The organism is Kitasatospora sp. NPDC101183 (assembly GCF_044767945.1).
Classification (GTDB): Bacteria; Actinomycetota; Actinomycetes; order Streptomycetales; family Streptomycetaceae; genus Kitasatospora.
Map to the genome: position 1 here is coordinate 1 of NZ_JBIWOW010000048.1, position 23,850 is coordinate 23,850.

General features: G+C 74.4%; 18 protein-coding genes. 8 read left to right on the plus strand and 10 right to left on the minus strand.

The genetic code is table 11. The features are described from left to right. Window positions 1–160 precede the first annotated feature (160 nt). From ACIRRS_RS37040 to ACIRRS_RS37050, 3 genes are all read right to left on the minus strand, one after another. Window positions 161–1,003, minus strand: a complete 843-nt coding sequence (locus tag ACIRRS_RS37040) for an undecaprenyl-diphosphate phosphatase (RefSeq protein ID WP_402981072.1) — start codon at window positions 1,001–1,003, stop codon at window positions 161–163. Window positions 1,004–1,220: 217 nt separating this feature from the next. After that, a complete protein-coding gene (locus ACIRRS_RS37045; protein ID WP_402981005.1) occupies window positions 1,221–1,934 on the minus strand; it encodes a class I SAM-dependent methyltransferase in 714 nt (237 codons plus the stop codon). 67 nt (window positions 1,935–2,001) lie between these two features. Further along, on the minus strand, window positions 2,002–2,532 hold the full coding sequence (locus tag ACIRRS_RS37050) for a PadR family transcriptional regulator (protein WP_402981008.1): 531 nt from the start codon (window positions 2,530–2,532) through the stop codon (window positions 2,002–2,004). A gap of 149 nt (window positions 2,533–2,681) precedes the next feature. On the opposite strand from ACIRRS_RS37050, the gene ACIRRS_RS37055 reads away from it, so the two are divergent. Both ACIRRS_RS37055 and ACIRRS_RS37060 read left to right on the plus strand, forming a co-directional pair. Next, a complete protein-coding gene (locus tag ACIRRS_RS37055) occupies window positions 2,682–3,452 on the plus strand; it encodes an alpha/beta fold hydrolase (protein ID WP_402981010.1) in 771 nt (256 codons plus the stop codon). Window positions 3,453–3,479: 27 nt separating this feature from the next. Continuing rightward, entirely contained in the window at window positions 3,480–4,415 is a 936-nt protein-coding gene (locus ACIRRS_RS37060; RefSeq protein ID WP_402981013.1) for an aminoglycoside phosphotransferase family protein, read from the plus strand. An 83-nt stretch (window positions 4,416–4,498) separates the two neighbouring features. On the opposite strand, the gene ACIRRS_RS37065 is transcribed toward ACIRRS_RS37060, so the two are convergent. Both ACIRRS_RS37065 and ACIRRS_RS37070 read right to left on the minus strand, forming a co-directional pair. Beyond that, entirely contained in the window at window positions 4,499–5,266 is a 768-nt protein-coding gene (locus tag ACIRRS_RS37065) for a LamB/YcsF family protein (RefSeq protein ID WP_402981075.1), read from the minus strand. A gap of 150 nt (window positions 5,267–5,416) precedes the next feature. After that, window positions 5,417–5,941: a hypothetical protein gene (locus ACIRRS_RS37070; RefSeq protein WP_402981016.1), complete on the minus strand. Its 525-nt coding sequence runs from the start codon at window positions 5,939–5,941 to the stop codon at window positions 5,417–5,419. Window positions 5,942–6,129: 188 nt separating this feature from the next. Here ACIRRS_RS37070 and ACIRRS_RS37075 point away from each other — a divergent pair, with 188 nt between their 5' ends. From ACIRRS_RS37075 to ACIRRS_RS37090, 4 genes are read left to right on the plus strand one after another with little or no spacing between them, the layout of a single operon-like run. Continuing rightward, complete coding sequence (locus tag ACIRRS_RS37075) at window positions 6,130–7,665, plus strand: hypothetical protein (RefSeq protein ID WP_402981077.1); 1,536 nt, start codon at window positions 6,130–6,132, stop codon at window positions 7,663–7,665. A 53-nt stretch (window positions 7,666–7,718) separates the two neighbouring features. After that, a complete protein-coding gene (locus ACIRRS_RS37080; protein ID WP_402981019.1) occupies window positions 7,719–8,594 on the plus strand; it encodes a hypothetical protein in 876 nt (291 codons plus the stop codon). Window positions 8,595–8,633: 39 nt separating this feature from the next. Continuing rightward, window positions 8,634–13,211 (plus strand): hypothetical protein, encoded by a 4,578-nt coding sequence (locus tag ACIRRS_RS37085; protein ID WP_402981022.1) that lies wholly within the window; start codon window positions 8,634–8,636, stop codon window positions 13,209–13,211. 10 nt (window positions 13,212–13,221) lie between these two features. Beyond that, a complete protein-coding gene (locus ACIRRS_RS37090; protein ID WP_402981025.1) occupies window positions 13,222–13,992 on the plus strand; it encodes a phosphodiesterase in 771 nt (256 codons plus the stop codon). Here ACIRRS_RS37090 and ACIRRS_RS37095 read toward each other — a convergent pair. Beyond that, the gene (locus ACIRRS_RS37095; RefSeq protein WP_402981028.1) at window positions 13,974–14,366 is read right to left on the minus strand and encodes a hypothetical protein; all 393 of its coding nucleotides are present in this window, start codon (window positions 14,364–14,366) and stop codon (window positions 13,974–13,976) included. The genes ACIRRS_RS37090 and ACIRRS_RS37095 overlap by 19 nt on opposite strands. Before the next feature lie 173 nt (window positions 14,367–14,539). Continuing rightward, complete coding sequence (locus ACIRRS_RS37100) at window positions 14,540–15,235, minus strand: FadR/GntR family transcriptional regulator (protein ID WP_402981031.1); 696 nt, start codon at window positions 15,233–15,235, stop codon at window positions 14,540–14,542. Between the two features lie 174 nt (window positions 15,236–15,409). On the opposite strand from ACIRRS_RS37100, the gene ACIRRS_RS37105 reads away from it, so the two are divergent. Both ACIRRS_RS37105 and ACIRRS_RS37110 read left to right on the plus strand, forming a co-directional pair. Further along, a complete protein-coding gene (locus tag ACIRRS_RS37105; RefSeq protein ID WP_402981034.1) occupies window positions 15,410–15,976 on the plus strand; it encodes a gluconokinase in 567 nt (188 codons plus the stop codon). Then, the gene (locus ACIRRS_RS37110) at window positions 15,976–17,364 is read left to right on the plus strand and encodes a gluconate:H+ symporter (RefSeq protein WP_402981080.1); all 1,389 of its coding nucleotides are present in this window, start codon (window positions 15,976–15,978) and stop codon (window positions 17,362–17,364) included. The genes ACIRRS_RS37105 and ACIRRS_RS37110 overlap by 1 nt, the downstream gene beginning before the upstream one ends. A gap of 97 nt (window positions 17,365–17,461) precedes the next feature. On the opposite strand, the gene ACIRRS_RS37115 is transcribed toward ACIRRS_RS37110, so the two are convergent. The 3 genes from ACIRRS_RS37115 to ACIRRS_RS37125 all read right to left on the minus strand — a co-directional run bounded on the left by ACIRRS_RS37115 (window position 17,462) and on the right by ACIRRS_RS37125 (window position 23,798). Further along, the gene (locus ACIRRS_RS37115; RefSeq protein ID WP_402981037.1) at window positions 17,462–17,917 is read right to left on the minus strand and encodes a hypothetical protein; all 456 of its coding nucleotides are present in this window, start codon (window positions 17,915–17,917) and stop codon (window positions 17,462–17,464) included. Next, complete coding sequence (locus tag ACIRRS_RS37120) at window positions 17,917–21,936, minus strand: DNRLRE domain-containing protein (RefSeq protein ID WP_402981040.1); 4,020 nt, start codon at window positions 21,934–21,936, stop codon at window positions 17,917–17,919. The genes ACIRRS_RS37115 and ACIRRS_RS37120 overlap by 1 nt, the downstream gene beginning before the upstream one ends. A gap of 266 nt (window positions 21,937–22,202) precedes the next feature. Further along, the gene (locus ACIRRS_RS37125; RefSeq protein ID WP_402981043.1) at window positions 22,203–23,798 is read right to left on the minus strand and encodes an FAD-dependent oxidoreductase; all 1,596 of its coding nucleotides are present in this window, start codon (window positions 23,796–23,798) and stop codon (window positions 22,203–22,205) included. Window positions 23,799–23,850: the final 52 nt, after the last annotated feature.

A 23,850-nucleotide genomic window follows, 5' to 3' on the forward strand; every position in this document is an offset into this window, starting at 1 on the left:
GGCCCGGGGGCCCGCCGCCCCCCGCCGGGGGCGGGGGGCGGCCCCCCCCCCCCCGCGGTGGGGCCGGGCCCCCCCCCCCACCCCCCCCCCGGGGGGGGGGGGGGCCCGGCCCGCCCCCCCCCCCACCGTCGTATCCGGGGGTGCGGATGGAAACGCCGTTCTACTTCACCGACCCCGCGTCGGGGGCCAGCACGCCGCCCGCGACCAGACCGATGATCAGAACGCCGAGTAGCACCCGGTAGACCACGAACGGCAGGAAGCTGTGGTGCGAGATGTACTTCAGGAACCAGGCGATCGCCGCGTAGCCCACCGCGAAGGCGATCACGGTGGCCAGGATCGTCGGCCCCCAGGCCGGGGCCGGGCCCTCGCCGATCTTGAACAGCTCCAGCAGCCCCGAGGCGAGCACCGCCGGGATCGCCAGGAGGAAGGAGTACCGGGCCGCCGCCTCCCGGCTGTAGCCGAGCAGCAGGCCCGCGCTGATCGTGCCGCCGGAGCGTGACACCCCGGGGATCAGCGCCAGTGCCTGGGCGAGGCCGTAGATCCCCGCGTGCGGGAGGGTGAGGTCGGTGATCGGCTTCGCGTGCCGGATCGCCCTCGTCCGGTCGGCGAAGGCCAGGACGAGGCCGAAGACGATCAGGGTCGTGCCGACGATCCTCAGATCGCGCAGGTGCGTCTCGATGTTGTGCTGGAACACCTTGCCGAGGATGCCGATCGGCAGGGTGCCGATGATCACGAACCAGCCCATCCGGGCGTCCGGGTCGGAGCGCAGTGCGGGCCGGAACAGCGACAGCGTCCACGTCCGGACGATCCTGGCGATGTCCTTGCGGAAGTAGATCAGCACGGCGGTCTCGGTGCCGAGCTGCGTCACCGCGGTGAAGGCCGCGCCCGGGTCGTCCCAGCCCAACAGGGCGGAGAACACCCGCAGATGGGCGCTGGAGGAGACCGGCAGGAACTCGGTGAGCCCCTGGATCAGGCCGAGGACGGCCCCGTGGAACCAGTCGATCACCGGGCACCCGCCAGGCGTATCGGGCGGCGGGAGTGCGGGTGCGGCATGAGCGGTTCCTCGCGGGTCGGGGGCGGGCGTGCGGACGCCGCGGCCCGCGCAGCACGCGGCTGCGCGCGAGCCCGGCGCGCGGCCGATGGTACGGGGTGAAGATGACGGTTCTTGGCCCACCCTTTAATCGGCCTTTGCGCACCGGGCCCTTTCCGGCCCGCGGGCCTCAGAGGATCGGACGGGCCCGCACCCAGGTGCCGTCGCCGCTCAGCACCGTCTCGAGCCGCAGCCCGGCCTCGGACAGTGCGCTCTCGAACTTCTCGGGGGTCAGCGGGCGGGACAGGAAGGTCTGCGTCCAGTTCCCGTCCGGGAACTCGTACTCGACGTGGACGGAGTTCACGCCGTCGCCGATCGGCGTGGAGGAGGCGACCCGGGCCAGCATGTCCGGGCCGACCATCACCTCCCGGGGGACGTCCTTGTGCGCCGTGCTGCCCTCGCGCTGGATCAGCACGCAGCCGTCCTCGGCGACGTGCCGGCGACAGGTCTCCAGCAGGCCCTGGCGGACCTTCTCGTCCCCGGCGTGCACCAGGAAGGAGGCGAGCAGCACGACGTCGAAGCGCTCGCCGAGGTCGAGGCGTTCGATGGGGCTGCGCACCGTGCGGACCTCGGGGCGGACCCGGGCCAGCATGTCGGGGGACTCGTCGACGGCCGTCACGGTGAAGCCCTTGTCGGTCAGCGGGTGGGTCATCCGGCCCACGCCGCAGCCGAGTTCGAGGACGGTCGCGCCGGCCGGAACGGCGGCCTCGATGACGTCCGGGCCGTCTCCCACCGGCAGGCGCATCCACATCTCGACCGCGCAGCCGTCCGGCGTGATCGCCCCCGGGCCCGTGCCGTCGTAGCCGGGGCGCCGCTCCTTGCTCGTGTACGTGTCGTCGCTCATGACGGCCATCGGAACACGGGGGCGGCGGAGGGCGGAAGGCGTTTGCGAGGGTGAATTCCGGTCAGTGTCAACGGGCTTGGTCGAGCTCGGCCAGGGTGGCGTGCAGCCAGGCGAGTTCGGCCTCGGTGGTGGCGCGGGCGACCAGCAGCAGGCCTCGGCGGAAGGGGTCCTCGAACTCCTCGGCGCCGAGCGGGCGTTCGCCCTCGTAGAAGAAGCTGGCCGGTTCGGAGAGGAAGGCCAGGCGGCGGCGCAGCACGGCGGCCTGGGCGGCCGGGTCGGCGAGGTGGCGCAGGAAGGCGAGCAGGGTGAACCAGCGGTTCTCGTCGCTGACGTCCACCTGCTCGGGCTCGCGCAGCCGGTCGAGCAGGGCGGCGCGGCCGGCCTCGGTGAGGTGGAGGGTGTGCCGGGGGGCGGCGGCGCTGCCGGGCTCGGTCTCGCGTACCAGCAGGCCGTCCGACTCCAGGCGCTTGATCGCGGGGTAGAGGGTGCCGTCGCTGATCGGGCGGACGTGGCCGGTGAGCGCGGTGAGGTGGCGGCGCAGCTCGTAGCCGTGGAGGGGGCGGTCGTGCAGGAAGCCGAGGATGGCGAGTTTCAGCATGGGGCCACTGTCGCAGATCCGTCCCTCGATGCGTCGGTATATCGAGTCGTGGATACCTCGGCTTCGAGGTATGGTTCCCTCGCCACCTCGCGAGATCCGCCTCGCGAGAGCCACCCCACGAGAGCCACCACGAGAGAAGGAGCCCCGTCGTGCGCGACGCCATCGTGACCCCCAACGGCGACCGCATCCGCTGGGTCGAACTGCCCGGCGCCGGCCCGGCCCGGCTCTACCTGCACGGGCTCGGCGCCAGCTCGCCCGTCTACTTCGCGGCCGCCGCCGCCCACCCGCTGCTCGCCGGGCGCCGCTCGCTGCTCCTGGACCTGCTCGGCTTCGGCATCAGCGACCGGCCCGCCGACCGCGCGTACACCCTGGAGGAGCACGCCGACGCCGTCGCCGCGGCCCTCGGCGCCGCCGAGGTCGAGGGCGCCGAGGTGATCGGCCACAGCATGGGAGGCGCGGTGGCGGTGGTGCTCGCCCACCGGCACCCCCGGCTGGTCTCCCGGCTCGTCCTGGTCGACGCCAACCTCGACCCGATCGCCCCCGACCCGGAGCGTATCGGCAGCAGCGGCATCGCGAGCGTCGGAGAGGCCGAGTTCCTGGCCGGCGGGTACGGGCGGCTCGCCGAGCGGGTCGGCCCGTCCTGGTGGGCCACCATGCGTCTGGCCGGCCCGGAGGCGCTCCACCGCAGCGCCGTCCACCTCGCCCGGGCCACCGTGCCCACCATGCGGGAGACGCTGCTCGGCCTCGACCTGCCGCGCGCCTACCTGTACCCCGAGGCCGACGGGGGAGTGGCCGGGGCGGACGGGCTGCGCGCGGCGGGCGTGCGGCTGACGGCCGTGCCGGACTGCTGGCACAACATCATGATCGACAACCCGGAGGGCTTCGCGGCGGCAGCAGCCTCCGCACTCGAACCAGGCTGACCGGAACCGTCGGAAAGGGGCCCGCCCGTGAACGCCGTCGAGGTTCCGCCCGCGCTGGCGGCCTCCCTGGAAGAGAACGTCGGCCCCGGCGGGCTCGCCTGGGCCCGCGCCCTGCCCACGCTGGCCCGGGAGTCGATGGAGCGCTGGGAGCTGCGCCCGGACGGCCCGCCCGCCCACGGCGTGGTCGCGCTCGTCCTGCCCGTGCGCCGCGCGGACGGCTCGCGCGCCGCGCTCAAGCTCCAGCAGGTGGACGAGGAGACGCGGGGCGAACCGCTCGCCCTGCACGCCTGGGGCGGGCGCGGCGCCGTGAGGCTGCTCGACGGTGAACCGTCCACCGGCGCCATGCTGTTGGAGCGCCTGGACGCCTCCCGCACTCTGTTCGACCTGCCCGACGTCGAGGCTTCCTTGCGCGTGATCGCCGGACTGCTACGGGAATTGACGCAACGTCAGGCGCCGCCCGGCGTCCGGGGGTTGGGCCTGATCGCGGACGGGCTGCTGCGCGGCGCCCCGTCGGCGGCAGCAGGGCTGGCCGACCCGGCGGAGCGCGCGCTGGCCGCCGACTGCGCCGCCGCCCTCGCGCAGGTCCGCGCCGAGCCCGGCGACCGGCTGCTCCACTGGGACCTCCACCACGGCAACGTCCTCGCCCCGCTCCCGGACGGCGACCGGCGGGCGCCCTGGCTGGCCATCGACCCCAAGCCCCTGGCCGGGCACCCCGGTTTCGAGCTGCTGCCCGCCCTGCGCGACCGCTGGGACGACCTGCGCGCCACCGGCGACGCCCCCCGCGCGCTGCGCCGCCGGTTCGACCTGCTCACCGGCGAACTCGCCCTCGACCGCGCGCAGGCCGCGGCCTGGACGCTCGCCCGGGTGCTCCAGAACGCCGTCTGGTCGGTGGCCGAGGGCGGCGCCCACGCCCTCGACCCGCGCGAGCGGGCGGTGGCGGAGGTGCTGCGGGCGCTGGCGTAGGGCCGCTCCGAGTGTCGCTCGCACAGGGCCGCTCGCACAGGGCCGCTCGCGTGGGGGCGCGAAGCGCCCCGCCCCCGGGCGCGTTACGTGAACGCCTCCACCCGGATGCCCGCCGAGGCGAGCGCCCCCCGGATGCGCCAGGCCAGTTGGGCGGCGCCCGGGGTGTCCCCGTGGACGCACAGGGAGCGGGCGGCGACGGGGATGCGCTCGCCGCCGGAGGCCTCGACCGAGCCGTCGCGGGCGATGCCCACCGCCCGGGTGATCACCGACTCGGGGTCGTGCACCACCGCGTCCGGCTCGCGGCGCGGGACGAGCGTGCCGGTCCGGGTGTAGGCGCGGTCGGCGAAGGCCTCGGTGACCACAGGCAGCCCGACGCCCTCGGCCACCGCGAGCAGCCGGGAGCCGGGCAGTCCGAGGACGGGCAGCGGCCCGCCGCAGATCGCGCCCGCGCGCAGCACCCCCGCGACGACGGCCTCGGCCTGCTCGGAGTCGTCGACCACCCGGTTGTAGAGCGCGCCGTGCGGTTTGACGTACGAGACCCGCGAGCCGGCGGCGAGCGCGAAGACCTGGAGCGCGCCGATCTGGTACGCGATCTCGTCGGCCAGCTCCTCCGGCGGCACGTCCATGCGGCGCCGGCCGAAGCCCGCGAGGTCGCGGTAGGAGACCTGGGCGCCGATCCGCACGCCCCGTTCGGCGGCGAGCGCGCAGACCCGGCGCATCGTCGACGGGTCGCCGGCGTGGAAGCCGCAGGCGACGTTGGCGCTGGTCACGACGGACAGCAGCGCCTCGTCGTCGGTCAGGGTCCAGCGTCCGAAGCCCTCGCCGAGGTCCGCATTGAGATCGATCACCATGTCGGCCACGCCAGTCCGCCTCCCAGCTGCTGTTGAGCCAGATGGTAGGGCCTGCGGATGAAGCCCGTGTTCCACGGCCGACCCCCGGTGCACCCATCGGCGCGCGGTGCCCGGCGCGCGCCCGGGAGCGGCGCCGCCGGGCCCGTCGGTTCAGCGTTCGGCCGGTGCTCCCACGAAGGAACGTTCCAGCGGGCGCAGGGCCCGCAGCACGATCAGCAGCGGGACGACCCCGAAGACCCCGAACGACATGTCGATGAATCGCCACACCACCGGGATGCCCCGCAGCGGCCCGCAGACCAGGGCGAGCGGGATGACGGCCCCGCAGGCCAGCACCGCCCAGCGGATCACCCAGATGTTGCGGACCGGGTCCCTGAGCGGCCCCCAGAACGCGGCGGCGATGACGAGGTGCGCGAAGGCGAGCCAGTCGGTGCCGTACGCGAGGAAGGGGTAGCGCGCGTTGGTCTCGACGACGCCCTGGTGGACGCGCTCGAACCAGGCCGTGGCGGAGGGCAGGCGCTCGGCGAGCGGCGCGGCCGGCCCGTGGAGGAGGTCGACCAGCAGCCCGGTCTCGGTCTCCAGGGGGAAGGCGGTCAGGCCGCTGAGGACCAGGCAGACGAGGAAGAACCAGAGCCAGCGCCTGGTCCGCCGCAGGATGACCGTGGGGTCGCCGTCCATCGCGCACACCTCCGTGCCGGGCACGCCGGGGCGTCGCCCCGGCGTGCCGAAATCGCAGTACGGGCCTTGTCCCGACTGCACGGCACGACTCTAGACCCACTATTTGAACGTGTTCAACATGCCCCTGCGCAGAGGTCCGTTTCGGTCGATGTCGGTGCGAACCCCTAATCTTGTCCACCGTGACCGCCATCGCAGACCCGCCCACCGAGCCCGGACTCCGGCCGACCGCCGGCGCCGCCGTGCCCGGCGCGCGCCCCGCGCCCGGCCCCGCCGCCGACGAGGGCCTCGCCCGCCGGCTCAAGGCGCTGGCCTGCACCGCCCCGCTGCACGACCTGGACAGCCGCAAGGTCAACCTGGCCGGCGAGTACGGCGGCTACGCCATGGCCGAGGTCGGCCTCGCCGCGATCGATCTCGTCACCCTCCACATGGACTTCGACACCGGCGCCGACCGCGACATAGTCCTCGCCCGGATGCTGCCCCGCGTCGCCGCCCAGGCCCCGGCCCGGCACACCGCCGAGCACGAGCGCGTCGCCCGCTGGGTCCTCGAGTCGCTGATCAACGTCGGCAGCGTCGACCGCGGCTTCCGCGCCGTCTACGGCACCTTCGGCGCGGACGGCGCGTACGTGCGCCGCGACTACGACTTCAAGCTGATCGAGGAGGTCCCGGGCCCCGACGGCGGCGTCTACCTGCGCACCACCGACGAGGCCGTCAACGTCCTGGTCGGCGCGCTCGACACCGACGTCACCTCCGCCCAGATCGCCGCCGAGGTCAAGCTCGAGGTGCTGATCCGCCGCGGCCGCCTGGCCGACGCCCAGCTCGCCGCCGAGCAGGCCCGCTACCGCACCGTCCAGTACGCCGAGACGCTGCGCCGCGCCCTGGAGGCCACCCGCCGCAACGTCCGCGCCGTCGACTGGATGCAGACCATCCCCGACCTCATCGACGAGGCGCTGGACCACATCGCGGACCGCTACCGGCACGAGAACGCGATTCTCACCAACATCCGCAAGGCCCGCGACGAGGCCGAGGACGCCGAGCACAAGCGCCGCGCCGCCGAGCTCGTCGACATCGTCAAGGACTGCATCCGCCGTCACACCCAGCTCCAGACCCGCCTGCTGGAGGCCGGCCCGCTCTTCCGCGCCGAACAGGACCGCCAGGCCTTCGCCACCCCCGGCGCCCGCAGCGGCATCGACCTGTACGGGCAGTTGCTCGCCCCCGTCCTGCGGCTGCCCGTCGAGCAGGCCGTGCGCCCCACCGACGCCTTCTTCGCCCACGGCGCCGGCCTGCGCACCCCCGTCTCCGTCCGCGTCGCCGACCTCGTCGACCTGCTGCTCACCCCGCCCGTCGAACGCGAGCACCTCGGCGCCGAACTGCCCGACCCGGACCTCGTCGCCACCCCGGACGACAGCCGCTTCTCCGAGGCCCAGCTCGAAGCCGCCCAGCTGCTGCTCGACCTGCCCCCGGACGCCCCCCGGCGCCTGTCCGGCCTGCTCGCCGAGGCCCGCGGCCAGGACCCGGAGCTGCCCTACCTCGTCGCCCTGCTCGCCGTGCACGCCGCCAGCCCGCCGGTCGGCACCGCCTACCGCCAGGGCGAGGAGCGGCTGCTCTTCGCCGTCGACGACGGAACCCCGCTGCGCGACCAGGAGTTTGGCGGCGCCGACCTGATCGTCGGCAGCGCCCTGCTCGACGCGGCCGGCATGGCCGCCGAGCGCAAGGACGCCGGCTGAGCCCGGCCCCCTCCTACAGACACCACCCGCAACAGCCCCGAGGAGCACCGCCCGTGACGACCCACCACGACACGTCCTGGGCGGGCGAGAGCGAACCCGCGGCCCCCGCGCCGATCACCCCCGCCGACGTCGCCGACGCCGCCCGGCTGGTCTCCTTCGGCCTCCAGGCCAAGCTGCTGCCCGCCCGCGACGCCGAGTACGCCGAGCTCGTCCGCCGCCACCGCGAGGACCCGCCCTTCGCCCGCCTCGCCGACGCCATCGCCACCGGCATGGGCCTGGTCGTCCTCGAGGTCTCCCCGCGCGCCGGCATGGCCGTCGCCGCCGCCGAGGACTCGCTGTTCGCCGTCCGCATGGGCGACTACTCGCGCCGCGCCGCCTCCGAGTCCACCGACCGCTTCCTGCACGGCCTCGCCCACCTCGCCGTCGCCGCCATGGCCTTCCCCCGCCCCGAGGACCTCGCCGACGACGCGTACCTGGGCCGGATCACCGTCAACGGCGTCGACGCCTTCGTCCGCCAGGCCTGCCGCCGCCTGGAGGAGCAGGCCGACGCCGAGGGCGCCAACACCGACCCGACCAGCGACGCCCCCGGCCTGGAGGCCGCCTGGCGCGTCTGGTCCCGCCGCACCGCCACCGGCGCCACCAAGGACGCCCGGCGCCTGTCCGGCTCCACCATCGGCATCACCGCCAAGGCCGTCCTGTTCCTCGTCGACTCCGGCTTCCTGCAGAAGGTCTCCGACGACTCCGGCGGCACCTACCGCACCACCGCCCGCTACCAGCTCCAGGTCCGCGACCTGGCCGGCAGCGCCGCCATGGGCGAACTGCTCGACCTCGGCGTCGTGCCCGTCTCGGACGGCACCGCCAGCCTCCTGCCGCCCGACACCGCCGACGACCTGGTCGCCGACGCCGGCCTGCCCTTCCACTCGCTCTGATCCACCCTCAGTCACGCAAGCCACGGAGAACCGCCGCACATGTACGAGCTGAACCGGGTCCGCCTCTACTCGATCGGACCGGCCGGCGCCCGCTACGCCGACACGGTGCTCGACCTGCGCGGCGTCGGCGAGCCCGTCGCCGACCCGGCCCCGCAGCAGATCGGCCTGTTCGGCGAGGACGGCGAGGGCCCCGTGCGCCGCCCCGCCCCGGCCGGGGTGCTCTTCCTGGAGAACGGCGGGGGCAAGTCCGTCCTCCTCAAGCTGATCTTCTCGGTCATGCTCCCCGGCCACCGCAACACCCTCGGCGGCGCCAGTTCCGGCGTGCTGCGCAAGTTCCTCCTCGCCGACGACTGCGGCCACGTCGCCCTCGAGTGGCAGCACACCGTCACCGGCGAACTCATCGTCGTCGGCAAGGTCAGCGAGTGGCGCGGGCGCCAGGTCTCCTCCGACCCGCGCAAGTTCGCCGAGACCTGGTACTCCTTCCGCCCCGGCCCCGGCCTGACGCTGGACTCCCTGCCCGTCGCCGAACGCGTCAGCCTCGCCGGCGACCAGAAGGCCCGCGGCCGCCGCCGCACCATGAAGGGCTTCCGCGACTCCGTGTCGGAGGCCGGCAAGACCCACCCGCACCTCGACCTGGTCTTCGAGGACGGCCACGACCGCTGGACGGAACACCTCGGCGAACTCGGCCTCGACCCCGAACTCTTCCGCTACCAGCGGGAGATGAACGCTGACGAGGGCGAGGCCGCCGGCCTCTTCGCCGTCAAGCACGACAGCGACTTCACCGACCTGCTGCTGCGCGCCGTCACCGACACCCGCGACACCGACGGCCTCGCCGACCTCGTCCACGGCTTCGCCGCCAAGCTCGGCCTGCGCTCCGAGCTCACCGCCGAACGCGACTTCACCGCAGGCTCCTTGGACCTCCTGGAGCGCATCGCCGAGGCCACCGCCGCCCGCGAGGGCGTGCGCGAGGCCCACCGCACCGCCGAACGCCGCACCCGCCGCCTCGCCCAGGCCCTCGCCACCCGCGCCGCCGCCGAACGCGACCGCGCCCACGACCTCGCCGTCGAGGTCGCCGCCGCCGCGGGCGCCGTCACCGCCGCCGAGACCGACCGCACCCGGCACCACCTGATCGTCGACGAACTCACCTACCGGCACGCCTCCCTGGGCCTGGCCGCCGCCACCGGCGAGGCCGCCGCCCTGCGCCGCGAACTCACCGACGCCCGCACCCTGCACTCCGCCTGGCAGGCCGCCGAGGCCGTCCTGCGCCAGCGCGCCGCCGCCGACCGCGTCACCCGCGTCGCCGCCGCCATCCGCGAGGCCGAACTCGACGCCGCCCCCGCCCTCGCCGCCCGCGCCCAGGCCGCCACCGCCCTCGCCCGCGCCCTCGAAGCCGCCGCCGCGGCCGCCGAGTCCCGCGCCGACACCGAGGAGCAGCGCGCCGGCGAGCTCCAGGAGGACGGCGCCAAGGCGCAGAACGACGCCACCGAGGCCGCCACCGCCGCCCAGAAGGCCCGCAGCGAGGCCGAGCACCTGCGCCAGCGCCTCGCCGAGGTCGAGCAGGAGACGGAGGCCGCCGTCCAGGCCGGCTTCATCGACGCGGACGGCGACATCGACCCGGCCCGCGCCGCCCTGCACGCCGCCGACGTCGAGAAGACCGCCGCCGCCGGCCTCGCCCAGGCCCGTACGGCCGCCGAGGCCGCCGCGGCCCGGCTGCGCGAGGCCGCCGCCGCCACCGGGCGCGCCGAACTCGCCGCCGAGCGCGCCGGGGACGCCCGCAAGGGCGCCGCCCGGGCCCTCGCCGCCGAGCAGCGCACCGCCGCGCTGCTCGCCACCGAGGAGCGCCTCGCCGACCTGCTGTCCCTCACGCCCTACCAGGAAGGGGCCGAGGAGGAAGCGGGCTTCCTCACCCCCGCCGTCCTCGACCGCAACGCCGAGTACCTGCGCGAACTCCTCGACGAGGCCGTCGCCACCGCCGAACGCACCCTGTTCGACCTGCGCACCGCCGCCGCCGACGACTCCCGCATCCTCGCCGCCCTCGGCGACGGCGGCCTGCTGCCGCCCGGCCCGGACGTGCTCGCCACCGTCGAGTACCTCGCCGAGCACGGCATCCCCGCCCTGCCCGGCTGGCGCTACCTCGCCCAGTCCGTCGACCCGGCCGACCACGAGGCGATCCTCGCCGCCCGCCCCGAACTCGTCGACGGCGTCGTCGTCACCGACCCGTCCTCGCTGGAGCGCGCCCGCGAGGCCCTGCAGTCCGCCGCCCTGCTGCCCCGCTCCACCGTCGCCGTCGGCGCCGCCGCCTCGCTGATCGCCCCGATCACTCAATCCGAGGGTCCCGCCTTCTGCCCCTTCTTCGTCGTGCCGCCGAACCCGGCCATGCACGACGAGTCCGCCGCCGACGGCGAGCGCCGCGAACTGCGCACCCGCGCCGCCGCCCGCGAGGAGCACATCCGCGAACTCGCCGGCCGCCTCGGCGCCGACCGCGCCCTCGCCGCCCGCCTCGCCTCCTGGCACGCCAGCTGCCCGCCCGGCACCCTCGCCGAACTCGCCGCCGCCGCCGAGGCCGCCCGCGAGCACGCCGAGCAGGCCGCCGCCTCCCTGGCCACCCTGCGCGCCGACCACGACGAGGCCGAGACCGACCACGCCGCCGCGGCCTCCGCCCACGAGGAGCACCGCGAGAGCGCCCAGCGCGCCCGCCGCCGCGCCGACGCCCTCTCCGGCCTCGCCTTCCGCCTGCGCGAACGCGCCACCTGGGCCCGCCGCCAGCGCGAACTGGCCGAGGACGCCACCGAGTGCGACCGCCGCCAGAGCCTGTGCGCCGACCGCGCCCGCACCTGCGACGAGGACCGCCGCGCCGCCCAGCGCGCCGCCGACGACGCCCGCCGCACCGCCCGCGCCCTGCGCGCCGAACGCGCCGAGATCCCCGCCGCCGAGCAGACCGACACCGAGGCCGAGACCAGCCCCGCCGCCCTGCCCGCCCTGCGCGAGGCCTACCGCGCCGCCTCCCAGCTCTACGAGAAGGTCGGCGTCGGCGCCGACCTGCGCGCCGAACAGGCCCGCGCCGAGGGCGACGAGGCCGCGGCCGCCACCGAACTCGACCGCCTCACCAACAAGGTCCGCACCCGCGCCGAGGAACTCCTCGGCAGCCCGGACGGCGCCGACGGCCCCGCCCGCCAGGCCGCCGCCGCCCGCGCCGAGGAACTCGTCGCCACCATCGAGGCCCGCTCCGCCGCCGCCAGCGAGCAACTCGGCCGCCTGCGCGGCGAGGCCGAGCGCTCCGCCCCCGCCGACGGCGAGGCCCACACCGAGCTGCCCGAGGAGCTCGTCCCCGCCGACCCCGAGCACGCCCAGATCCTGCTGCGCACCGCCACCGGCCTGCTCGCCGAACGCCGCGAGGCCCTGGACGCCGCCCGCACCGCCCACGCCGACCTCCAGCGCACCTTCAACACCGCCCAGTTGGCCGCCGCCGACTTCGACGAGCTCGCCGGCCAGCTGCGCGACGGCCTGCGCGACCACCAGGAGGAGGACGGCCAGAGCGCCGAGCCGTACCTGGGCGCGCTGCCCGACGCCCGCACGGCCGCCACCGACGCCCGGCGCGCCCTGCGCACCGCCGCCGGGGACCTCTCCTCCGCCGAACTCGCCGTCCGCGACGCCTCCGACGCCCTCGTCCGGCACGCCAACGCCGCCCGCTACGAGGCCGTCCGCACCCCCGCCCGCCAGCAGATCCGCGAACTGCCCGCCTCCGCGCTGCCCGAGCACGCCGCCAACTGGGCCACCGCCTTCGCACCCCGGCTGCGCGTCCTCACCGACGAACTCGCCCAGCTGGAGCGCAACCGCGGCTCGATCGTCGACCGGCTGCGCGGCCTCGTCGAGTCCTCCCTCACCACCCTGCGCGCCGCCCAGCGCCTGTCCCGGCTGCCCGAGGGCCTGGGGGAGTGGTCCGGCCAGGAGTTCCTGCGCATCCGCTTCGAGGACCCGGACCACACCACCCTGGTCGAGCGCCTCGGCGAGGTCATCGACGAGGCCACCCGCGCCGCCGTCCGCAAGAACAGCGACCTGCGCCGCGACGGCATGTCCCTGCTGCTGCGCGGCGTCGCCGCCGCGATCGGCCCCAAGGGCGTCAGCGTCGAGATCCTCAAGCCCGACGCGGTGCTGCGCGCCGAGCGCGTCAGCGTCGGCCAGATGTCCGACGTCTTCTCCGGCGGGCAGCTGCTCACCGCCGCCATCGCGCTCTACTGCACCATGGCCGCGCTGCGCGCCAACGACCGCGGGCAGTCCCAACTCCGGCACGCCGGAACGCTGTTCCTCGACAACCCGATCGGACGCGCCAACGCCACCTACCTGTTGGAGCTCCAGCGGGCCGTCGCCGACGCGCTCGGCGTCCAACTCATCTACACCACCGGCCTGTTCGACACCACCGCGCTCGCCGAGTTCCCGCTGGTGATCCGCCTGCGCAACGACGCCGACCTGCGCGCCGGCCTCAAGTACATCTCCGTGGAGGAGCACCTGCGCCCCGGCCTGCCCGCCCCGCAGGACCCGGACGGCCCGGCCATCCACGGCGAGATCACGGCGACCCGGATGTTCAAGCGCCCGGCGGAGGCCGCCCCGAAGCCCTAGCGTGATGGGCATGGTGACGATCGCGCAGCTCAGTGACATCCATCTCGGACAGGTCCACAGGGGCGACGGCGGGCGCCGTGCCAGGAAGCGGGCCGAGCAGGTGATGGCGTACCTCGACGCCCTGCCCGGCCCGCTCGACGCGGTGCTCGTCACCGGGGACCTCGCCGACCACGGCCTGCCGGAGGAGTACCGGCAGGTCGCCGAGGTGCTCGACTCCCGCCACCCGGTGCTGATCTGCCCCGGCAACCACGACCGCCGGGAGCCGTTCCGGGAACTGCTCCTCGGCGAGGGAGCGGAGTTGGGGTCGGGAGAGGGCCCGATCAACCGGCTGCACCGGCTCCCGGGCGTCGACGTGCTGATGCTCGACTCGACCACCCCCGGGCGCAACGACGGCCTGCTCTCCGACGCCACCCTCCAGTGGCTGGACGAGCAACTGAGCGCGGGCCGCAGCGAGTTGCCCGCCCTGGTGGCCTTCCACCACCCGCCGGCCGACCTCGGGATACCGACCGTCGACCGGATCCGCCAGTTCCAGGAGGCGCGCCTGGCCGACGTGCTGCGCCGCCACCCCCGGGTCGCCGCACTGCTGTGCGGCCATGCCCACACCCCCGCCGCGACCGTCTTCGCCGGAGTGCCGCTGCTGGTCGCCCCCAGCGTCGTCTACACCGTGACCCTGCCCTGCGAGGGCGGCCCCGGCGCCTCCTCCGACCACCCGCCGATGCTCGCCCTCCACGTCCTGGACGGCGACGGCCGGGTCACCACCCACTACCGGGCGGTCTGCTGACGCCCTCCCGGCGCCTGTGAACGCGTCGGCGGCTGGCTGGGCTGGCCGGACTGCCCGAACTGCCCGGGCCGGGGGAGCGGCCGGGGCGCCAGCGGCTCCGGCGCCCGGTACGGCTGCGGGCGCGGCGGCGCCTGCGCCCGCAGCCGCTGGGCGGCCACCTGCCGGGAGATCAGGATCTCCAGCAGGCACCACGCCGTGCCGAACACCCCCAGCCCCATCGCCATCAGCGCGGGCGTCAGCAGCCAACTGCCCGCGTACGAGGCCAGCGTCGCGACCACCACGCCCACCAGCGTGAAGGAGAAGGAGAGCACCGCCCGGACTGCGGCGGCGCGCACCTCGTCGGGCAGGCGGCGACGGCGGCGTGGCACGGACATCGAGCGACCCCCAGGCGCGAATTCGGTGGCGACGCGGGACGGGCGCACACGAAACACGCCCCCTCGACCCACTCTGCCCCGTCGAACCATGACTATGCGTCCGAATCGACCGAACCCACAGAACTGCCGCCAAACCGTGTCATTCGGTCAACCGATCGACGGCGGAAGGCGGTTCAGTCCAGCTGCTGGTTCAGCTCCTCCAGCGCGCCGGTGACGATCGTGCGCATCGCCTGCTCGGCCCGCCCGGACTCACCGTCCCAGATCGCCTCGGCGACCTCGCGGTGCAGCCGGATCGCGTACGGCTCCGGCTGATGGGGCATGAGGTGGTACTCCGTCCGCCCGGTGAGCACCGCCCCCACGGTGTCCCCGAGGTGGGCGAACATCTCGTTGCCCGAGGCGCGCAGCACCAGCGCGTGGTACGCGATGTCGTGCCGCAGGAAGGTGGCGAGGTCGGCGGCCCGCGCGGAGACGGTCAACTCGACGGCGAGCGAGCTGAGTTCGCGCCGCTCGTCGTCGCTGGCGTGGACGGCGGCCAGCGCGGCGGCGGCCGGCTCCACGGCGACGCGCAGCGAGCCGAGCGACCGCAGCTGGGCGGAGCGGTCCGCGCCGGCCAGGCGCCAGCGGATCACCATCGGGTCGAAGACGTCCCAGAGCGACTTGGGCTGCACGGTGATCCCGACCCTGCGGCGGGAGGCCACCAGGCGCATCCCCTCGAGGATTCGCACCGCCTCGCGCACGACCGTCCGGGACACCCCGAACCGGATCTCCAGCTCCTCCCCGCGCAGCACCGCGCCCTCGGGGATCTCCCCCGCCGCGATCGCCGGCCCCAGCTCGTCAAGCAGCCGACCGGGCAGCCCCTGGATCTCCATCCGCCCAGCCTAGACGCCGCCCACCCGCCGCACCCGGCGACCCCACCCCGGCGGTCCTCCAGGGCCCCTGCGATGCACCCCACACCCCAAAAGTATGACGATTTGGTTTCCCCCACTTGAATACGTCATATCTTTGAAGCGATAGTGGCGGCCTGCAACGAAGGAGCACCACCCATGGCTCTCAGCGTCGAGAACCGCGACCTCCCGGCGGAGACCCCGCCCGGCCCCCTCACCATCGTGGTGATGGGCGTCTCCGGGGTCGGCAAGACCACCGTGGCCCGCCTGCTGGCCGACCGCCTCGACCTCCCGTACGCCGAGGCGGACGACTTCCACCCGGAGGCCAACATCGCCAAGATGTCGGCCGGCGTCCCCCTGGACGACGAGGACCGCGCCCCCTGGCTGCGCGCCATCGGCGCCTGGCTGGGGGAGCGCACCGAGGCCGGGACCGGCGGCGTCGTCACCTGCTCGGCGCTGAAGCACCGCTACCGCGACACCCTGCGCGCGGCCTGCCCGGGCGCCTTCTTCCTGCACCTCAGCGGTGGTCACGACCTGGTCCAGGACCGCATGTCGCACCGCACCGGCCACTTCATGCCGCCGTCGCTGCTCAATTCCCAGTACGCCGCCCTGGAACCCCTGGGCGCGGAGGAGCTCGGCGCCGTCCTGGACGTCGGCCCGTCCCCCGAAGAACTCGTCGAGAAGGCCGCGGCCCTGCTGCGGCCGGTCAATGGAGACCTCGCGTGATTGCCCCCACCCTTCTCGCGGCCGCCCCACCGGCCCTGCCGCACACCAGCAGCGACTCCCAGTTGCTGGTCGCGGTCCTGCTCAGCATCGGCGCGATCGTCCTGCTGATCACCAAGTTCAAGCTGCACCCCTTCCTCGCCCTCACCCTGGGCTCGGGGCTGCTGGCCGCCGTCGCGGGCGCGCCGTTCGACAAGCTGCTCAGCAGCTTCTCCACGGGCTTCGGCTCCACCGTGGCCAGCGTCGGCCTGCTGATCGGCCTGGGCGCGATGCTCGGCAAGCTGCTGGCGGACTCCGGCGGCGCCAACATCATCGCGGACACCGTCCTGGCCCGTACGGGCAACAAGGCGCTGCCCTGGGCGATGGCGCTGATCGCGGCCGTCCTCGGCCTGCCGCTGTTCTTCGAGGTCGGCGTCGTCCTGCTGATCCCGATCGTGCTGCTCGTCGCCCGCCGCGGCAACGTCCCGCTGATGCGGGTCGGCATCCCGGCCCTGGCCGGCCTGTCGGTGCTGCACGGCCTGGTGCCCCCGCACCCGGGCCCGCTGGTGGCCGTGGACGCGCTCAAGGCGGACCTCGGCGTCACCCTCGCGCTCGGCCTGCTGATCGCGATCCCGACGCTGATCGTCGCCGGTCCGCTGTTCGCCCGCTTCGCGGAGCGCTGGGTGGGTCCGTTGGAGATCCCGAAGGCCACGGCCCCCGAGGAGGCGGACCGCCCGGAGCGCACCCCGTCCTTCGGCGCGGTGATGGCGACCATCCTGCTGCCCGTCGTGCTGATGCTCGGCAAGGCCCTGGCCGACGTGGTCATCGACGACCCGAAGGCGGTCGGCCAGCGGGTGTTCGACTTCATCGGCTCCCCGCTGATCGCGCTGCTCGCCGCGACCCTGCTCGGCATGGTGACCCTCGGCAAGGCGGCGGGCTTCGACAAGGCCCGCATCTCCGACACCGTCGGCAAGTCGCTGGGCCCGATCGCGGGCATCGTCTTCATCGTCGGCGCCGGCGGGGGCTTCAAGCAGACCCTGATCGACGTGGGCGTCGGCAACGCCGTCAGCGAGTGGTCCGGCAAGTGGCACATCTCGGCGCTGCTGCTGGGCTGGCTGATCGCCGTGCTGATCCGCCTGGCCACCGGCTCGGCGACCGTCGCCACCATCACCGCGGCCGGCATCGTCTCCCCGCTGGCGGCGAACATGTCCACGACCCACGCGGCCCTGCTGGTGCTCGCGATCGGCGCGGGCTCGCTGTTCCTGTCGCACGTCAACGACGCGGGCTTCTGGCTGGTGAAGGAGTACTTCGGGATGAGCGTCGGGCAGACGCTCAAGTCCTGGTCGGTGATGGAGACGGTGATCTCGGTGGTCGCGATCGCCCTGATCATGCCGCTCAGCCTGATCATCTGACCGCACGGTCTCACCGGCCGCACCGGCCGCACCGTACGAACGGGCGGGCGCTCCCCGAGGGGAGCGCCCGCCCGTCCGCGTTCGACGGCCTCGGCCGCTACAGCCGGACCTTCCAGCCGTCCTCGCCCGCGTGACCGTCCGGGCGGAGGTGGAGCTCCTTGACCTGGCCGGTGTCGTGGAAGGTGAGCACCACGGTCTGGCGGTTGACCACGTCGTCCTGGAAGTCGGCGGTGACCGCCCCCTGGGCGCCCTTGCCGTAGTCGCGGACCATGGCCGCCGAGGCCTCCTTGCGCTCGGCCGTCGTGCCGTCCGAGACGGTGAGCTTCGTCAGCCGGTCCTCGGAGCCGTCGGCCGTCCGCCAGACCACCTGCTGGACGAGGCCCAGCGTCTCGGTCGTCGGGTACCCGGTGACCTTCAGGTGGGGGTGCCCGGCGTAGTCGCCCAGGTACTCCAGCTCGGCGTCGGACGGGCCTCCGGCGCAGCCCGCCAGCGCGACGGAGGCGAGCACCGCCGCGAGCGCGGCTCCACAGGCCTGCCGACGGGGCCGGCCCATCAGCTGGTCCCGAGCGGGCGCACGACGACGAACCACTCGATCGGGTCACCCTTCTGCCGGTAGTAGGACAGCACCTCGTCCAGCGTGGTGACGCCCTGCCGCCCGTGCTGGCGCAGCTCCATCCGCGATCCCCAACTGACCACCACCGCGGCGTGGTTGATCACCTTCTCGTTGCGCCACTTGAAGAACACCACGTCGCCGGGCCGCGCCTCGGACGTCCACCGGAGCCAGGTCGAGGACCGGTGGCCCAGCAGGTGCCGCTGGAGGTTGGCGGCGCCGGCCCAGGTGTAGCTGCGGTTGAGGTGCCAGCCGAAGAACCACTGGTCGTTCTGCCACCACGCGCCGTCGGTCCACTTCCAGCCGTACCGGTAGCGCATCCCGCCACCGTAGTACAGCGCCTTGGAGACGAAGTTGGTGCAGTCCTGCTTGTAGTCCCACTTGATGCCGACGTTGCGGCGGGCCCAGTCGGCGGTGCCGTTGTAGTTGTACCCGGCCGGGACGGCGCCGCCGGCGGGGGCGGCCGGCTTGACGGGGAAGCCGTCGGCGTCCAGCGGGACGGCCTTCTGCGCGTCGGCCGGGTCGGGCTGGCCGGCGTCGGCCACCTCGACCTGGGCCTGGGCGCTCGCGGAGGCGGACAGCTTCTGCTGCGCGGCGAGGTCGTCGGCCTCGGAGGCGAGCACCGCCGCGGAGCCGACGGTGAACTCGAACCGCTTGGCGCCGGCGCTCTCGCTGGGGGAGTCGACGCCGCCGGAGCGGATCATCACCGAGTCCTTGACGGTGGCCCGCACCACGACCTTCCCGGCCGTCTGCTGGTCCACCACCACGTCGGTCAGGGAGACCGCCGCCGCGGTGTACTGCTCGTTCTGAGTGGCCAGCGCCTCCCGGTTGGCGACGAGCGAGGCTTCCTGGGTGGCCAGCAGGTCGACGAAGACGGTGCCGTGTGCGGCCTCGGCGGCGGCGTCCGGCGCGGTGAAGCCCGGCTTCATCTTGATCTTGTTGCGGGCGTCCAGGTACTCCTGCACGTAGCCGCGGTACCGGTCCGTCCCGCCGGCCGTGGGCGCGCCCTGGACGACGGCCGAGGCGGCCGGGGCCGCGCTGCCGTAGCTGTTCCTGGCGGTGACGACCGCGCGGTAGGAGCGGCTGTTGTCCAGGCCGGTGAACGTGGCGCGCACGTCCCCGGTGCTCTGCTCCTGGACGGGTGCGCCCGCCGAGGTCTCCACCCGGACGGCGTAGCCGACCTCGCCCACCGACCCGCGGTCGGTCGGGGCGTTCCAGGTGACGACCAGCCCGGCGTCGCCGGGGGTGGCGGTGACCATCTCGGCCTGGCCGGGCGCGGTGGGCGCCAGGTAGTCGAGGGTCAGCTTCGGCCGCTGCGCTGGGTCGGCGGCGGTGGCCGGGTAGTAGCGGGCGGTGTCCGTGGAGCCGGCCGACGGGCGCACCGCCAGGCCGTACGCCTCGCCCTTCTCGATCCAGGAGCCGGCCATCGGCGCGAGGTCGACCTCGGAGAGCTTGGCGGCCGAGGCGAAGCTCTCGGTGCCCACGGCGGCGGCCAGCGCCGCGCCGTCCTGCCCGGGGGTCCAGGCCGAGGCGAGCTGGAAGACGTCGACGGCGGTCTCGGCGCAGCCCGTCGGGCAGTCCGAGCGGGTGAGCGCCAGGCGGGCGCCGACGATCCGGGAGCCGGCCGGGACGGCGGTCAGGTCGGGCTTGAGCCAGCTGCTCCAGCTGCCGGCGTCGGCGGTGTTGCCGACGCGCAGCGCGGCAGGGTCGGCTGCCGGGCAGCCGCCGGCCGGGCAGTTCGCGCCCACCGAGGCGTCGGCCAGGGCCGGGCCGGTGAGGACGACGGTGGTGGGCGTCGGCGGCGCCGGGGGCTTGACCACGGCGACGGTCAGCGGCTGGTCGGCGCTCCAGGCCGAGCAGCCGACGGCGGCGCAGGCGCGGGCGGCCCAGCTGTAGGTGCCGCCGTCGGTCAGGGCGCCGTCCGGCACCTGGACGGAGGCGCGGGTGCCGCTGTCCACCCAGGCGGGCGGCAGCACGGTGGGCAGCGGCTGGCCGCCGGCGCCCTTGAGCGCGAACTCGGTGCGGACCCGGCCCTGGTTGGGGTTGGTCACCAGCGCGGAGAACACGGGGGTGAGGGTCTGCTGGGCGCCGGTCTGCAGGGCGCTCGGCACGTCCGGCAGCGGGGAGACGCTGAACGTCGCCCAGGCGGACCAGCCGAGGTTGTAGTGCAGCCCGTCGTAGGGCGAGGTGCGGAAGCGGTAGGTGTGCCCGTACTGGAGCAGCCCGGCCGGGACGGTGACCTCGGCGGGGGTGCCGCTGGCCACGTAGCCGGAGACGTTGACGTTGCCGACCTGGGCGCCGGAGATGGCGTCGACCAGCTGGAAGGTGCCGGTGACCTTGTCCCCGTCCGGGTCGACGAAGGTGTCGCGCAGCACCGGGGTGGTGGTGTCCACCCGCCAGGTGCCGGTGCCGTCCTGCTTGAACGGCGGGCCGGCCTGCTGGTTGGTGCCGGTGCGCGGCCGGTAGTTGTAGGTGACCGTCAGCTTCGGCACGTTGGTCGCGGCGTTGGCGGAGTTGACCTCCTTCCAGTACTTGGTGCTGACCTCGTCGGGCGCGCGCAGGCCCATGCCGGAGACCTGGTTCTTGGCGGAGGCCCAGGTCTGTACGAGGCCGGTGACGTCGGCGTTGATCCAGCCGTCACCGCCGCAGGCGTCGCGGCCCTTGGTTTCGGTGGAGCTCGCCTTCTTCGCGTTCCAGGCCGGCTGGTTCGTCCAGCGCGAGCCGGTGGAGGCGAGGCCGGTGTCCCAGACCTCCCAGGTGTAGGGGAGGCAGTCGCTGTTGCCGGAGTGGATGTTGTACACCGACAGGGTGGCGCTCTGGACGAGCGAGTCTGCGATGGAGGCGGTGTTCCAGTTGATCAGCGAGCGGGCCTCGCGCGAGCTGCCGTCCGCGTTCTTGGTGCCGGGGTTGCCCCAGTACAGCTCGACGTCGGTGGACCAGTCGACGGTCTCGCCCTTCTGGACGCGGGTGTCCAGGGCGTTGCCGAGCCCGGTGGTGGCCGGGTCGACGGTCACCGGGTACGTGGTGGCCGGGTCGGCGAGGAAGGCGGCGTCCGGGGTGAACACCAGGTCGACGCGGTCACCGCGCTGGACGACCTCCAGAGCGACCTTCGCCTGGCGCGGGTGCTCGCGCGAGCCGGGCGCGGTGGTGGCGTCCCACATCACCGGCGCGGGCAGCAGGGCGCGCTTGTGCCCGGTCCTGCGGTCGGTGAACAGCACCCCGCCGTCGGGCTGCTGCTCGGCCTTCAGGCCCTTGGCCCGCAGCGGCATGGTGTACGAGTAACTCCCGTTCGCCGGGCGCTGCTTGAGAACGACGAACTGCTCGAAGCCCGTCCGGTTGGCCTCGATGACGAGGTCCCCGGCGCCGTCGCCTATCGCGTCCGGGTAGACGGCGCGCGGGCCGTCGAGCCGGGGCTGGGGGAGACCGCCGCGCCACTCCAGCGCCAACTCGTCCTCGCCGGAGCCCAGCGACACCAGGGTGCGGGAGGGCTCGGCGGCGGTGGCGGCGGTGGCCGCCTGGGACTCGGCGAGGCTGCGGGGCCGCTTGCCGCCCGCTCCGGCCAGCTTCATCCCGTGCGGGTGCGCGGCGGGGGCCACCGAGCCGTCGGGGGACTGCCGGAGGGTGAGGTCGACGTCCGTCCAGGCGCCGTCGCGCAGGAAGCGCACGGGGCCGGCGGCGAGTTCGGTGGTGAGGGTGCCGTCCGGGTTGGCCCAGGTGGTGGACACCTCGCTGCGCTCGGACACCGCCTCGACGCGCTTGCCGCCGGTGCGGGCGGCGGCGCGGGCGGCGGCGATGCTCCCGGTCGGGTCGACGGCGGCGGCGGACGGGGCCTTGCCGGCGGGGGAGGGCTTCGCGGGCTTCGGCTTCGGCTCGGCCGCGAAGGCGGCCTGGGAGCCGCCGGCCAGCGCCAGCGCCAGCACGAGGGCCAGCGGGCCGTGGACGGCTCGCCTTGGGATTTTCATGGGGACTCCTTGACTCGCTGTTGGGGAACAGCGATCCGGAGCATAGGGAAGATCGACGGGAAGATGATCATGATAAGTCGGACAAATTAGGTCAGAATCTGAAGCTTTCCTTAAGAAGTTGATGAGATCGTGACGCATCGTGCACGGATGAAAGCAGAAAGGGGCGGGCGCCCGGGGAAACCCCGGACGCCCGCCCGAACCGCGCAGAGGTTACCTGCGCTTCGCGAGGCTGTGCCTACTTCTCTCCACGCTTCGCGAGGCTGTGCTTACTTCTCTCCACGCTTCGCGAGGAAGGCCTCGACCTCGGCCTTGATCTCCGGCGTGTCCAGCCCGCGCACCGTCATGGTGGTGCGGCGGCGCAGCACGTCGTCCGCCGTGTACGCCCACTCGTTGTCGGCCGCGTACGCGACCTGCGCCCAGACGTCCGGCCCGTCCTCGTGGATCGGCCGGCCCAGCTCCGGGTTCTCGTCGATCATGCGGGCGATCTCGAAGGAGAGCGTGCCGTAGTGGCTGGCCAGGTGCTTGGCGACCAGCGGCTCCATCCGCGAGCCCGGCTCGCGGTCGATCAGCAGGCGGTGCGCGACGGCGTTCGGCGCGCCGACGCCCGGCAGCGGGACGGTCGGGGCGATGGGGGACATGTCCTCGCCCAGGCTGGTGCCGGGCACGTGGGCCAGCTTCTCCAGCACGGTGCGGCCGATGTGGCGGTAGGTCGTCCACTTGCCGCCGGCGACGGACAGCATGCCGCCCTTGCCCTCGGTGACGACGGTCTCGCGCTTGGCGGCGGCGGTGTCGCCGGGTCCGCCGGGCAGGACCCGCAGGCCGGCGAAGGCGTAGGTGATCAGGTCGCGGTCGAGGTGCTCGTCGCGGATCGCGTGGCCGGCCTCGCCCATGATCTGGTCGATGTCCGCCTGGGTGGCCCGGACGTCCTTCGGGTCGCCCGTGTACTCCTCGTCGGTGGTCCCGAGCAGGACGTGGTCCTCCCACGGGATGGCGAAGGAGACGCGGTACTTGTCGATCGGGATGGTCAGCGCGGCGCGCCACGGCGAGCGGCGCTTGACGACGACGTGCGCGCCCTTGGAGAGGCGGATCGACGGCGCGGCGCCGGCGTCCTCCATCGTGCGCAGGTGGTCGACCCACGGGCCGGTGGCGTTGAGCACCAGGCGGGCGTCGACGCCGAACTCGGTGCCGTCCAGGCGGTCGCGCAGCTCGGCGCCGGTGACCCGGCCGCCGGTGAAGCGCAGGCCGGTGACCTCGGCGTGGTTGAGCACCACGGCGCCGGCGTCGACGGCGGCGCGCACGGTCATCACCGCGACGCGCGAGTCGTTCATCTGGTGGTCGCCGTACACGGCCACCGAGCGCAGGCCCTCGGTGCGCAGCGCGGGCACCTGCTGGGCGGCGTGGGCGGCGGTGGAGACCCGGCCCATGCCGTCGCGGAAGGCGGAGAGCGCGGAGTACAGGAAGACGCCGGCGCCGAGCTTGGCGGCGCCGTGCGGGCCGCCCTTGTAGACCGGCACGAAGAAGGTCAGCGGGTTGACCAGGTGCGGGGCCACGTCGGTGGCGAGCGCGCGGCGCTCCTTGTGGTTCTCGGCGACGAGCTTGACCGCGCCGGTCTGCAGGTAGCGCAGGCCGCCGTGGACGAGCTTGGAGGACGCGCTGGAGGTGGCGCCGGCGAAGTCGCCCGCGTCGACCATGGCGACCTTGAGGCCCGCCTGGGAGGCGGTCCAGGCGACGGCCGTGCCGAGGATGCCGCCCCCGATCACCAGCAGGTCGTAGGTGGCCTTGCCGAGCAGCTCACGGGTCTCGGCGCGGGAGGCGGTGCGGCCGGCGGTGCGCTCGGCACCCAGGGTCGGGATGGTTGCCATGGTGGTTGTGTACGGCCCACGGCGCAGGCGGGCCGTTACTCCTCTCGTGTGC